At 50.5% G+C, this 13,104-nt stretch carries 9 protein-coding genes; 5 read left to right on the forward strand and 4 right to left on the reverse strand.

Annotated elements, in window-relative coordinates:
• The first annotated feature begins 75 nt into the window (after nucleotides 1–75).
• Nucleotides 76–690: a GTP cyclohydrolase II gene (ribA, locus tag DQW12_RS06980; protein ID WP_113907105.1), complete on the forward strand. Its 615-nt coding sequence runs from the start codon at nucleotides 76–78 to the stop codon at nucleotides 688–690.
• 53 nt (nucleotides 691–743) lie between these two features.
• Nucleotides 744–2,792, forward strand: coding sequence for a M13 family metallopeptidase (locus DQW12_RS06985; RefSeq protein WP_113907106.1), 2,049 nt, complete (start codon nucleotides 744–746; stop codon nucleotides 2,790–2,792).
• A gap of 93 nt (nucleotides 2,793–2,885) precedes the next feature.
• Here the strand turns inward: DQW12_RS06985 and DQW12_RS06990 are convergent, their stop codons facing one another.
• Both DQW12_RS06990 and DQW12_RS06995 read right to left on the reverse strand, forming a co-directional pair.
• Nucleotides 2,886–4,091, reverse strand: a complete 1,206-nt coding sequence (locus DQW12_RS06990; protein ID WP_113907107.1) for an Nramp family divalent metal transporter — start codon at nucleotides 4,089–4,091, stop codon at nucleotides 2,886–2,888.
• A gap of 19 nt (nucleotides 4,092–4,110) precedes the next feature.
• A complete protein-coding gene (locus DQW12_RS06995) occupies nucleotides 4,111–6,624 on the reverse strand; it encodes a zinc-dependent metalloprotease (protein ID WP_113907108.1) in 2,514 nt (837 codons plus the stop codon).
• 182 nt (nucleotides 6,625–6,806) lie between these two features.
• Between DQW12_RS06995 and DQW12_RS07000 the strand changes: the two genes are divergently transcribed.
• Together DQW12_RS07000 and DQW12_RS07005 are read left to right on the forward strand one after the other, a co-directional pair.
• Nucleotides 6,807–7,286, forward strand: a complete 480-nt coding sequence (locus DQW12_RS07000; RefSeq protein ID WP_113907109.1) for a methylated-DNA--[protein]-cysteine S-methyltransferase — start codon at nucleotides 6,807–6,809, stop codon at nucleotides 7,284–7,286.
• 4 nt (nucleotides 7,287–7,290) lie between these two features.
• A complete protein-coding gene (locus DQW12_RS07005; RefSeq protein WP_113907110.1) occupies nucleotides 7,291–7,863 on the forward strand; it encodes a hypothetical protein in 573 nt (190 codons plus the stop codon).
• Here DQW12_RS07005 and DQW12_RS07010 read toward each other — a convergent pair.
• The gene (locus DQW12_RS07010) at nucleotides 7,860–10,946 is read right to left on the reverse strand and encodes an efflux RND transporter permease subunit (RefSeq protein ID WP_113907111.1); all 3,087 of its coding nucleotides are present in this window, start codon (nucleotides 10,944–10,946) and stop codon (nucleotides 7,860–7,862) included. The genes DQW12_RS07005 and DQW12_RS07010 overlap by 4 nt on opposite strands.
• Before the next feature lie 2 nt (nucleotides 10,947–10,948).
• On the reverse strand, nucleotides 10,949–12,097 hold the full coding sequence (locus tag DQW12_RS07015; protein WP_113907112.1) for an efflux RND transporter periplasmic adaptor subunit: 1,149 nt from the start codon (nucleotides 12,095–12,097) through the stop codon (nucleotides 10,949–10,951).
• Between the two features lie 102 nt (nucleotides 12,098–12,199).
• Here DQW12_RS07015 and DQW12_RS07020 point away from each other — a divergent pair, with 102 nt between their 5' ends.
• Nucleotides 12,200–13,093, forward strand: a complete 894-nt coding sequence (locus DQW12_RS07020; RefSeq protein ID WP_113907113.1) for a LysR family transcriptional regulator — start codon at nucleotides 12,200–12,202, stop codon at nucleotides 13,091–13,093.
• The last annotated feature ends 11 nt before the right edge of the window (nucleotides 13,094–13,104 follow it).

Below are 13,104 nucleotides of genomic sequence, written 5' to 3' on the forward strand. Positions count from 1 at the left end.
TAGAGCGATTAAGCTTGATCCTGATAGCAACGAGCCCCATATAAGGGGTTCCCTTAGTGAAATGAATGAAGTCCTATGCCTAAGCCGTTTTCCTCCCCGTCGAGTAGTTCCGTGATTACCCGTGCTGCCAGCACAAAATTACCTACCCCGTTTGCTGAGTTTACGTTAGTAGGCTATACCGACAAGCGTGGCAAAGAGCATGTGGCTATGGTGCTTGGCGACGTTGCAAACGGAGAGCCTGTGCTCGCACGCGTGCACTCTGAATGCCTAACGGGTGACGCGTTGTTTAGCCAACGTTGTGACTGTGGTCCACAGCTGCATGCCGCACTGGAAAAAATAGCAAAAGAAGGGCGCGGTGTTTTGGTGTATTTACGCCAAGAAGGGCGAGGCATTGGCTTAATAAATAAAATCCGCGCTTACGCCGAACAAGACAAAGGATTGGATACGGTTGAAGCGAATGAAATTCTTGGTTTCGCAGCGGACGCTCGAGAATACGACATTGCGGCGGGCATTTTTGCCGACCTTGGCGTGACACAACTCAAATTAATGACCAATAATCCCAAAAAGCTGGAAGCACTAGCGGAACAAGGGTTACAAATAGTAGAACGTATTGCTCACATTACCGAAGGCACGCCACATAACCAGCATTATTTGGCGACCAAGAGCGCGAAATTCGGACACATGTTTTAACTGATAGATAACGAATTGTTTCAATTTTGAATAGACAACAACGAGGCAAGTGCATGTTAAAAGTGAAATTAGCAGCAGCAGGCGTGGTTATGGCTTTAGGCCTAATTGGCTGCGCAAATGTTGAAGAAACGAACACACAAGCAGAAACTGAATTACGTTCAGGGCTTATGCTCGAAGATTTTGATACCAGCGTGCGTCCGCAAGACGACCTATTTATGTTCGTAAACGGTACTTGGTACGAAAACACTGAAATTCCAAGTGACCGCGCGCGTTACGGCGCATTCGACCTGCTCGCCCAAGAAAACGAGCGTCGTTTGCGCAGTATTATTGAAGACGCGGCGCAAAAAGATGCCCCCGTTGGCAGCAATGAACAGAAAATTGGCGACTTCTACGCGAGCTTTATGAACGAAGACCGCATTGAAGAGTTGGGTTTGAGCCCGATCCAGCCGATGCTTGACCGCATTGCAGCCATTGACAGCCACCAACAGCTCACCACCACAATGGCAGAAATGCGCCGTGACGGCCTAGGTGGACCTTTTGGCTTCTATATTTCGACCGACGCGAAGAACCCAGAAATTTATGCACTGCACTTGAGTCAGTCGGGTCTTGGCCTTCCTGATCGCGATTACTACTTCCGTGACGGCGAACAGTTTGAAAATATTCGTACTAAGTACGTTGAATATTTAACCGCGATGTTTACTGAAATGGGGCATGCGAACCCAGCCGCTGCTGCGCAAAGCGTTTACGACCTTGAATACACGCTTGCCGGCCACCACTGGACACGGTTAGAAATTCGTGACGCGGAAGCGCGTTACAACAAAATGACCATTGACGAAGTTCGCGCACTGATGGGTGATATCGATTACGACGCAATGGCGAGTATTGCAGGTATTGAAGCGGCAGAGTATGTGATTGTGAATACACCTTCGTACATTGAGGCTTTAGGCCAAATGTACAACGACACCGACCTAGCAACGTGGAAAGACTACCTGCAAATGCGTTTACTCGGTGGCTTCGCTTCGCGTTTGAGCAGTAATTTTGCTGATCTACAGTTTGACTTTTACTCCACTACATTAAGCGGTACGCCAGAACAGCAAGAGCGCTGGAAGCGTGGTGTGCAAGCGACGAACGGTGCGTTAGGCGAAGTATTGGGGCAAGAATACGTAGCACGTTACTTCCCACCAGAAGCAAAAGCGCGCATGGGTGAGTTGATTGATAACCTGCTTGAAGCCATGGAAGAGTCGATCAATGAACTCGAGTGGATGACGGACGACACTAAAGTACAAGCGTTGGAAAAACTCGCTAACTTTACGCCGAAAATTGGCTACCCAGACAAGTGGAAGGATTACTCTGCGCTGGAGATTTCTGCAGACGACCTGATTGGCAATACCATTCGTTTGGCCAACTTTAGCTACGACGAAAATATTGCAGACCTCGGTCAGCCTGTAGATCGCACGCGCTGGGGTATGTCGCCGCAAACAGTAAACGCTTACTACAGCCCAACGGCGAACGAAATTGTGTTCCCAGCGGGTATTTTGCAGCCGCCATTCTTCGACATGTATGCCGACGACGCTGTTAACTACGGTGGTATTGGTGCGGTAATTGGTCATGAAATTGGCCATGGGTTCGACGACCAAGGCTCGCGTTATGACGGCAGCGGAAACTTACGCAACTGGTGGACTGACCAAGATCGTCAGCAGTTTGAAGCGTTAGCGAACGTGCTTGTTGAACAATATTCACAGTTTGAACCACTGCCGGGTATGAATATCGACGGCCGTATTTCATTGGGTGAAAACATTGGTGACCATGTGGGCTTGTTAAGTGCTTACCGTGCTTATCAGAAGTCACTCGGCGATGACGCGTCACCGGTACTTGACGGCTTTACAGGCGAGCAGCGTTTCTTCTTGAGCTGGGCGCAAATTTGGAAAATCAAGTTCCGCGACGACGCCATGCGCGCGCAGTTAGCACGTGGCCCGCACTCGCCAGGCCAATACCGCGCACTCGGCGCACCACGCAATATTCCAGGCTTCTACCAAGCCTTTGACGTGAAAGAAGGCGACGGAATGTACCTCGCACCTGAAGAGCGCGTAGTTCTTTGGTAAGCGCTCTTAAGTAAAAGCCAGATAAAAACCCCGCATTCATGCGGGGTTTTTTAATTCTGGGGGCAGAGTAAAGCTTTAAACGCGTTAATGGATTTAAAGTAGAACTAAGGTGCGAACACAAAGGAACAAAGCGAACATAAACACAAGCACGCCGCGTACATTTTGCATGCGAGAGTTTTTAAACGGCCCCATGCGTTTATGGTTGACCGCGAAGAGTAGAAACAGCGTGATTAAGGGCAGCAAAATACCGTTCGTCACCTGCGCGAAGGCGATCAGGCTCAGTGGCTTGATGCTGAGTGATGCTAACACCACACCGATAACTAAAATAGTGGCCCAAACAGCCCGAAAAGCGCTACCGCGAAGGTTCTGCGACCAGCCTAACAGCCCAGTGAGCGCATAAGCGGAGGCGAGCGGCGCGGTAATTGCGGAAGAAATGCCGGCAGCAAAAAGCCCGGCACCCATCAGTACGCTGGCAAAAGAGCCGAAGATGGGCTCCATGGATAAGGCTAAGTCGGCGGGGCCTTGTATAGTGAGTTGATGAACAAAAAAGGCAGAGGCTGCGGTCGACAAAATGGCGAGGGTAATTAACCCGCCGAGTGGAATTGAAATAACGATATCTTGCCGTGCTTCTTGCAAGGCTTGCGTAATGTCTTGGTTGGAAGAGAGAGAATGCCAACGTTCACGTGCGCTGTCGGCGTGCAGAAAAAGTGCATAGGGCACAACAGTAGTGCCGATAAGCGCCATCATGGTAAGGGCTGCGCCGTCGGGCAGGCGCGGTATAAAGCCCTGTAGTAGCGCAAAAAGATTAGGCTTGGTAAGTACAAAAGTAATTAGAAAGGCAATGCTCATGAGCGCAACCAAGCCAATTAAGGTTCGCTCAACGGTTTTATAATGGCCTTGCCACAACACCAGAGCGGCGACAACGCCAATAACAAGGGCCCACAGGTTGAATTCACTGTGGCGATACTGAAAGAGTGTTTCAGCGCCAATACTCGCGCCGGTTAAATTGCCCCCTTGGTAGGCAGCGTTACCCACCACAACAGCCGCTATAACCAGTGTGTAAAAAGGCAAACGAAGCAGAGGGTGTTGCACTAAATGGCGAAGGTTTTCGCCGAGACCTTGTTGAGTAACCACACCAATGCGGGCGGCCATTTCTTGTAATATCAGGGTAGCAATGGTGGCGAATGCAAGTGCCCAAACGAGGGCGTATCCGTAATGAGCACCTGCCACCGACGCGGTAACCACTGTGCCGGGGCCTATAAAGGCCGCGGCAACGAGGGTGGCAGGACCCAGTTTCATGTTATGTACTCAAGGGTACTTACGACTCAAGTGCAGAGTCGATTAAACGCTTCAAGTAATCATAATGCGCAACCAATTCAAAGCTTGAACGGCGCGGCGCGCGCATGCTGCGAATACGCTCGAGCTGAGCATAAGCAGAGGTGCGGCTAATATGATCGTAAGGCGTGTCACCGTCTAATCCCGTAGCGCTAATGAGGCGCTGCACATAGTTCACTTGCAAGTTACGGCTGGTGGTACTGATTTCGGTTCCCGACGGGAAGATAGCGTCAGTCAAGTCAGTCATCACCTCGTGTAAGTTGTAGGTGTTGCCATAGCGGGTTGAGTCGGTAATACGCTTGGTGGTTGCAGGGTGCATCACGTGGTTCAATACGTTCTGCTGCATCATGTAAACCATGTCGTGGAACTTCGGATCTTCGTTGTTACCGTAGTGATTAAAGCCACGGCGCTGGCGCTGCATGTAGGCCAGAACAGGCTCCATCGACTCCAATACGTTTGGAGCAAAGACATGATTCGCTAGGGTTTCCATAGCGTCTTTTTGGGTTTCTTTTGGCACCGGTGTGAACGGCGTTACGTCGGCTTGTCCTACCACGGCACGCTCTACGTATACACCACCAATTTGGCGAGAAATTACGCCCGCCTGAGTAAAGTAGGCACCAAATAAGCGACTTGCAATGGTTGTAAGTTGCTGATGCGACTGACCTTCAACGCGAGCGTCGTTTAAGAGGTTACCAAAGGTTTGGTTGACCAAGGCAAAGCGGTCGCGGGCGTAAGCCACTGGGTTTGAAGAGGCATCGCCAATCATTACGCGTGGGTCAATGTGGCGACCTGGAGCGCGCATGTCATCGGCGTCGTTACCAAAGGCAAGTTCATGCTCATGCGAACGGCTAAGAATTTCTTCCAAGCGGGCTTCTTCTGCTTCCGCGTTACTCGCGGCAGGGCTATATCCGTATTCAATGGCCCAAGTGTCGTATGGTCCAACAACCCATTGATAGAAGTCACCTTGTTGCTTGCCGGGAGGCGCAATATTCACAGGTGAATAATCCATTACTGAGCCGGTTAATACGCCTTGCGTGAGCTCTTGGTTATGAATTTGCTCATGATCCCACAAAATTGACGCTTTCATGTTGTGGTTTAAACCGAGGGTGTGGCCCACTTCGTGAAGAATGACGTGAATCATACCTTGGCGCAGTAACTCATTGTCGTCGACCGACTCGTTACCGAGCAGTCCAGCCATCGCCTGACCGGTTACCAGACCTTCGTGTACTAAATGACCTTGGCTGCAGTAAAGGCCTTCACCTTCTGTTTTTTGCATACCATTGGCATCGAAAATTTCACCTTCGATCCAGCGGTTGGTCATGTACACGTATTCCATCATAATGTCGGCCGCAATAATTTGCCCTGTTTCAGGGTGCGCCAACGAAGGGCCGTAGCCACCAAATGGTGGGTTCGGTGAGGAGGTCCAACGAATGGTGTTATAGCGAATATCGCCTGCGTCCCAGTCTGCGTCGTCGGGCTGAATGCGAACCTCAAGGGCGTTACTAAAGCCTGCAGCTTCAAAGGCTTTGTTCCAGCCGAGTACACCTTCGGTGATAACATCGCGCCACTCAACAGGTGTGGTGTTTTCAAGCCAAAATACAATAGGTTCTATTGGGTCTGAAATGGCAGCAGACGGGTCTTTTTTAACCAAATTCCAACGGTTAATGACGTCGTTGTAAGGGGCCCAATCGGCCGACGTCATGTTGTCGAATTCTTGTGTGAAATAACCCACACGAGCGTCGTCACGGCGTGGTTGATAATCATTTTCTGGCAGTGCAATAAGCGAATGCTGCACCGTTACAGAGGTTGAGCGAGGGTCTGCTATTGCGCCGGTACCGCCAGAAGTAGGATTCGGATTACTAAATACATAATCAACAACTACATCGATGTTTTCTGGATAAACTCGATCGTTGACAACCCGAGAGCTGGCTTTATTTAGTTGACCAACACTGAAGCCGCCACCGTTACCACCAGGGCGCTGCCACGGAGACACTTTGTGAAGGGCTTCGCTGAGGAATAAGTCGTCGGCAGCCAGTACAATGCGCCCGTCTTCTTCATGCTTAATTTTCAAACTCGCCAGCACAGACGTACTCATGTTCGCCTCTGCCGCGCGGCTCAGAGCGCTGTTTTCGTCGAATTGGTAACGATTCGGGCGCGTAATCACGTCGATTCGGTCGAAGTAACGACGGAATTCAATGAGTTTTGAGTCGCGGTAACTGCCACGGAAATGGCCGGCTTCAAGCACGCCGTCTGCGGTTACAACAAAGTGCAGGAAAGGTGTGTTTAACTGCTCTTCGGTAAGCGAAAACATCATTTCGCCGGTTTCTTCGTTCTGGTAAAGGTTAAACAACCCTTCTTTTTTGCTCAGCTCTTCGGTGAGCTTGGCGTAGGTCATTTCTTCTTTTTCTTCGGCTTCCTGCGCAAAAGTAGGTGCGGAGTAACCGGACACACCAAGTGCAAAAGCAATTGCACTGGCAACAGCGAGACGCTTAAACATGTAATTTCCCCTTTAGAATGTTGTCATTTCTGATTCTATCCGCTTTTTTAGTAAACACTCAAACCCAAGCGGTAACAAAGTGTAACGAAACTAGCCTTGTTTGGCTGGCTTGGCAATAGAAGTCGAGCTCTAATACTGGCATACTGCGACGACGAGCAGAAACAGCCAGAGCTAGGTGGTGCATGCAAAGTTTGGTTTTTCAGTCGAGCATAGGCCCTATTCGCCTAAGTGCGAATACGCAAGGGTTAACCGCACTTTCGTTTGCTAGCGACGCAGCTGTTGGCAAAAGCAATGGCGTAACGAAAAGCGACAATGCACACATAGAGGCGGCAGTGCAGCAGCTGGAAGAGTACTTGGCCGGGCAGCGAAAGCAATTTACCGTGCCGGTTTTACCGCATGGCACGCCATTTCAGCAGCGCGTGTGGCAGGCTTTGCAGCAAATTCCATACGGGCAAACGTGGTCTTATAAAGAGCTGGCAGAACGCGTAGACAGACCGAAAGGGTTTCAAGCGGTGGGTCAGGCCAATGGCCGCAATCCGATTGCGATTATTATTCCGTGTCATCGGGTTATTGCTGCCGATGGAACATTGGGCGGTTATGCGGGTGGGCTTGCTATGAAACGTGCATTACTGGCTATTGAAGGACTGAAAGGGGAAGGGTAATAAAGTGAAGAAAGGGTCTAAGTTATTCGTTGCTTTTGCGATATTCGGCGCTGCGAGCGTAGTGTTAACCGCCTGTAGCGAGCCAGAAGTTATCATTCCTGCAGAAGAACTCAATGTAGAAGAGTCGTTGGCAATTCTAGATGAATTTTCAAAAAGCGGGTGGCGTGCTTGTGACCTTGGTGTGGAGCATGGTGAGCAGCTCGAAGACATGGGCTATGACGACACGCCCTATCCGTTTTGGAATTGCCGCGGTGTCTTTTACAACGAGTATCCGTACGAAATTCGCATTGTAGCTGAACCGAATGGCACCGAAATTCGCTACACTGAGCTTGAATACAAACGCGGACACAACGAAAGTTTCTATGCCCTGTTGCGCTACTATTTACGCATGCAGGGCATACAAAGCGAGAGCGAACGCTTCGACTTACGCTCGCAGCTAAGCGGAATTATTTCTTCGAACCCCCGTACCCCGGACTTCCGCCCTGTTGCTCGCTTGTCAGACGGTCGCATGCTCGAGCTTGCGCATAATTACCCAAGCTCAGCATTTAGCACCTTGAGGGTGCGTAATCCCGACTAACTACTCGTTTGAGTGGGCGGTGGTGTTTTCTCTTCGGGGTGCCCGATACGGAGTAAAAAGCTGTACATCACGGGCACCACAATAAGGGTAAGCAAGGTTGCAAAGCCAAGCCCAAACATAATGGTTACCGCCATACTGGCGAAGAACTCGTCGAACAACAGCGGGATCATGCCTAAAATGGTGGTAATAGCAGCCATGGTAACAGGGCGCACCCGTTTCACAGACGCGTCGATTAACGCGCGGTAGCCCTTCTTGCCTTCGTCTTCCTCGGTTTTAATTTGCTCAAGCAAAACAATACCGTTTTTAATTAACATTCCCGACAAACTCAGAATGCCAAGTAAAGCCATAAAGCTAAAGGCTTGCTGGGTTAGCACTAAACCAAGGGTTACACCAATAATAGAAAGGGGAACCGTGGTCCAGATCACTAATGCTTTACGTGCCGAACTGAACAACAATGCAGTAATAATAAACATGGCTAAGTAACCCAGCGGTAACGACTTGAACACTGCAGACTTGGCTCTTGTTGAGGCCTCGTATTCACCTCCCCATTGCAATTCGTAGCCGGCCGGCAATTCAATCGACTCGATAAGTGGACGCACGCGGGCAAAAATTTGCGCGGGTGTTTCGTCGTGGAGTGGGTCCGGATCAGCCATTACCGTTAGTGTGCGTTTCCGGTCGCGGCGTTGAATAAGTGCGTCTTCCCATGCCAGTGGCATGTCGTCAACGACCTGAGTTAAGGGTACATAGCGATTTAAGGTCGGGCTATGAGCAAGAATATCCCGCCACTGCTCGAGGTAAATACGTTCGTGCTCCGGAGCACGCACCACGATCGGCAGCAAGTTTGTACCGTCGCGGTACACGCCAACGTTACGGCCGCGAAAGTTGGCTAACAGTAGGTCGTCAACATCTTGTTTGGTAATGCCAACGCGACGGGCGTGAGTTTCATTAAATTGCGGGCGCAATACTTTGGCACGTTCGCGCCAGTCGTCCCACACGGTACTTAAACCTTGATCTTGTTCGAAAATGAGCTTGGCTTCGGCAGCGAGCCTGCGGAGTTGGTCGGGGTTCGGGCCTATAAATCGAGCTTCAACGGCTGCCTTTACGGGCGGACCAATTTCCATCCGGCTCATGCGCGCGCGCACATCCGGATGCTCTGAATTTAAGTAGTCGCGGGTACGCGCAATGAGCATCGGCAGTTGCTCGTGCGACTTGGTTTCAACGATCAACTGGCCGTAGTTCTCATAAGACTTTTCAACCAAATAAGGCAAGGTAAAGCGGGGCGCACCCTTGCCAATGGTTGTTGACACGGAATGGACTTCTGGCTGAGCAAGTAAATAAAGCTCTGCGCGCTCCATATCCTCAGCCGTAGCACGAATGTCGGTGCCTTGCGGGTACCAGAGACTGGCAAAGTAAACGGGTGTGTTGGAGCTGGGGAAGAAACTTTGCTTGACCCAGCCGAAACCGAAAACCGCAGCCACCAACAAAGCGGTCATCAATACCATGGTGAACACCCGAAATTTCAATGCGCCACCTAACAGAGAGCGATACACGCGATAGGGCGTTTTGCTGTAAAGATCGTCGTCGCTACGTGATATTTTAAAACCGCGCCGAAATAACAAGTCACCCAGAAAAGGAATGAGCATGAGCGCAGTAAACCAACTTAATAACAAAGAGATAAGCAGTACCCAAAAAAGTGAGCCGGCAAACTCCCCGGTTGCATCGGACGACAACCCAATCGGCGCAAAGGCGATAATGGCAATCAGTGTAGCTCCGAGCAACGGCCATTGATTTTGTTTGAGCACGTCTTGTGCGGCGCGCAACCGAGACTTTCCGCGCTGCACGCCGACTAACATGCCTTCGGTAATTACAATGGCGTTATCGACTAACATACCGAGGGCAATAATAAGAGCGCCGAGTGATACCCGGTGGAGCTGAATATTTCCTAACTTCATGAAAATAAAAGTACCGAGCACGGTAATGAGCAGTACAAAGCCAATCAGGAAACCACTACGCAAGCCCATGGTCAGCAATAACGCAATAACCACGATAACCACGGCTTGAACAAGGCTCCACAAGAAGCCCGTTACCGACTTATCGACCGCTGCGGGCTGGTCGTAAATAATGTCCAAATTCATGCCTACGGGAGTGGCATAAACAAGCTCGTTAATTCGCGCCTGTAAACGCTCACCGACTTCAACCACGTTAACGCCCGAGCTAAAGGAAATACCGATCCACAGCGCGCTTTCTCCGTTGTAGCGTAGCAGGTGGGCGGGTATTGGCGCTAACTGACGGCTAATGTCGGCAACGTCGCCAAGGTAAAGTTGGGCACGCGCGCCTGGGTTACTAATAATTAAAGATTCGAGCTGCTCAACCGAGGAAAATTCGCCGGTTGTGGAAAAGCGCACCGCGTCGTTGCCAAGCCGAATGCGGCCAGCGTTTGATACGGTGTTTTGCGTACCCAGCAACTGATAGATACGATCCGGTGGAATGCCTAAGTTTGCTAAGCGTGCCCGCGATACTTCCACCATCACTTGTTCGTCTTGTTGGCCTTCAATAACAACTTTCGCCACGCCGTCAACGAGCGAAAGTTCGCGGCGAAGTAGCTTTGCGTGGTCGAGCAAAGCGGGCGGCGAATAGCCTTCACCCGAGAGGGCGAGTAATACGCCAAACACGTCGGCAAAATCGTCTTTAACCAGTACTGGACCCGCGCCTGGAGGTAAACGATGGCTGCTATCATTGACCTTGCGGCGCAGTTCGTCCCAAATTTGTGCGAGTGCTTCAGCGCGAAAGGTGTCTTTCATTTCCACGGTAATTTGCGACTGACCGGGCATAGAGCTGGAAATAATATGTTTTACATAAGCAAGCTCTTGCAGCGCGTTCTCAAGCGGAACCGTAACTTCTTCTTCAACTTGCTGCGCCGAAGCCCCCGGATAGGGGGTGATCACCATGGCTTGTTTAATAGTGAACTCTGGGTCTTCGAGTCGACCCAGTTGGTTGAGCGCAAAAAAACCGCCAATCAACAGAACCATCAGCACAATCCAACTGGTTGTGCGCTGCTCAATGCTGTAACGCGCTATGTTCATGCTTACAGCCCTCGCTCCCGGGTCCACTTGCTTACCCTTTGGTTTTCATGCAGTTGGTGTACGCCGGCCACCACTACCCATTCTCCGGCTTGAAGCCCTTGCGTTACCACAACCTCTTCGGTACTCGCCTCGCCAATAGTCACTTCACGCAAGTTCACAGTACCCGACTGTTGATCGTTCGGGGTATACACCCACACTGCGTATTGTTGTTGTTCTAGGCCACTCTCGGTAGGCGAAAAAATAGCATGCATTGGAATTTTGATCGCGTCGGCACTTTGTGAGAGCAATTGGCTACTGTCGATAATCACTTGTGCGGTCATTCCCGGTAGCACGTTAATCGACTCAGGTTTTGGCAGAGAAAAAACAACGCGGTACGTGTTGGTGGCGGGATCGGCAATGCGATCCCACTCGCGCAATGTACCCAAGAATTTGTGTTCGGGCATGCTGTCGAAACGAATTTCCGGCTTGTAGTTGGTGTCGCGACGAACATGGGCGAAAAGGCGCTCGGGTACTTGAATGGCTACGTCGATCAAATCGTCGGTTTGTAAGGTAATGATAGGCTGTTGCGGCGCGACGTTTTCATACAAATCCACGTGTAAATTAGCTACCGTTCCTAAAAAGGGAGCGCGCAGTTCGGTATAGCTTAAATTTGTATTCGCTGTATTTAAGTTGGCTTGCGCAATTTGTCGTTCGGCGCGCGCCTGATCAAAGTCGGCTTGCGACACAATGCGCTCAGCTAGTAAGCGTTCACTTCGGTTGAATTGCGCATTCGCAAGATCTGCGCGTGCCTCGGCTTGTTCAACTGCAAGTTTAAAGTCGGTCGGATCGAGCTTAGCGATAACATGGCCTTCATTTACAATTTGGCCGGGTCTTACAGACAGCTCGGTTATTTCTCCTCCTACTCGAAAGGTAAGTTCGGCCGACTGAGTGGCTTCAACAACAGCGGGGAAGCGCCGAAGACGATCAGGATGACCTGCTGCTACTTGTGCAACCTTCACTGGGCGTAGCAAGGTTTCGTCATTGTCTATCGACTCTGAAGCGGGCTTAGAACAACCACTCAGAGCGAGCGTAGCGGATACAAAAAGTACGCCGAATAGCAGCTTACTGAAGAAACGCTGCAAACCAACAGGGGACCGACGACAGGAAACCATAATTACCTCCAAATAAACTGATTTGTATTATAGTGAGTCCATGTGCAAAGATATATTGAATAAAACTATTCAACATATTAAGAAAAGTTAAATAGGCAGCGAATGAATCATTGGGCACTCCAGGTTTTGCATTGCGTAATCGAGGCGGGAAGTTTGCAAGCCGCTGCCGCCAACTTGCATAGAACTCCACCGGCACTGAGCATGACTATTGCTAAGCTTGAGCAGTCTGTTGGCTTCGCTTTGGTTGAGCGCACGGGCTACAGGCTTAAGCTTACGGCGCGAGGTGAGCTGTTTATGCACCATGCGCGGGAAATTTTACGTCAGCATGAACGCCTCGAATCTGTGGTTGAACAGCTTAAAGAGGGCGTTGAGCCGCAGCTGCGAATAGGCCTCGACGCAGGTATTAGTGGTGTGGTGTTACACGACGTACTTATTGCCATTCAACATCAGTACCCGGCAACGCAGGTGAGAGTGAGTAGTTACTCTCAACTCAGCTCTTTACGCGAAATAGCACAAGGTAATGAAGATTTGGCCATCGCCCCATGGTTGCCCACCTTTCAGCAAATGGCCGACTTTGAAAGCCTGCGCATCGGCCGATACGAGCTCATTGCAGCAATTTCTGCAGACTTGGTAGCACGAGTGGGCTTGCCGAAGACCCGAGAAGCCTTAGGTGCGTTGCCTTATATACTGCCGCAACAAATGAACGTGGGGATTAATCCGGAGCAGATCTATCGCATGCCGGGGCGCTCACAAATTCGCGTGAATGACTTACGCACTTCAGTAGAGCTTATTCAGGCTGGCATGGGCTGGGGCGTAGCGCCGCGGCAAATGATTGCCGAGGAATTAGAGCGAGGGTCTATTATTGAAATTAACGTGCCTGGCTTTCTCGACCATATGAGCGCGGAGTTTCACATTATTAAGCTCGCTACCCGAGTGTTAGGGCCGTCTGGCCAGTTGGTTTGGAACCACTTTGTGGAGCGCGAGTTTATTGCTTAACTGGCACAGTA

It is taken from the genome of Aliidiomarina celeris (assembly GCF_003316875.1).
GTDB classification, from domain to species: Bacteria; Pseudomonadota; Gammaproteobacteria; order Enterobacterales; family Alteromonadaceae; genus Aliidiomarina; species Aliidiomarina celeris.

What these genes read in the sequence shown, in the direction of transcription:
- DQW12_RS07020 (WP_113907113.1), top strand. Translation starts at nt 12,200, where the DNA reads ATGAATCATTGGGCACTCCAGGTTTTGCATTGCGTAATCGAGGCGGGA.
- ribA (WP_113907105.1), top strand. Translation starts at nt 76, where the DNA reads ATGCCTAAGCCGTTTTCCTCCCCGTCGAGTAGTTCCGTGATTACCCGT.
- DQW12_RS07015 (WP_113907112.1), bottom strand. Translation starts at nt 12,097, where the DNA reads ATGGTTTCCTGTCGTCGGTCCCCTGTTGGTTTGCAGCGTTTCTTCAGT.
- DQW12_RS07010 (WP_113907111.1), bottom strand. Translation starts at nt 10,946, where the DNA reads ATGAACATAGCGCGTTACAGCATTGAGCAGCGCACAACCAGTTGGATT.
- DQW12_RS06990 (WP_113907107.1), bottom strand. Translation starts at nt 4,091, where the DNA reads ATGAAACTGGGTCCTGCCACCCTCGTTGCCGCGGCCTTTATAGGCCCC.
- DQW12_RS06985 (WP_113907106.1), top strand. Translation starts at nt 744, where the DNA reads ATGTTAAAAGTGAAATTAGCAGCAGCAGGCGTGGTTATGGCTTTAGGC.
- DQW12_RS06995 (WP_113907108.1), bottom strand. Translation starts at nt 6,624, where the DNA reads ATGTTTAAGCGTCTCGCTGTTGCCAGTGCAATTGCTTTTGCACTTGGT.
- DQW12_RS07000 (WP_113907109.1), top strand. Translation starts at nt 6,807, where the DNA reads ATGCAAAGTTTGGTTTTTCAGTCGAGCATAGGCCCTATTCGCCTAAGT.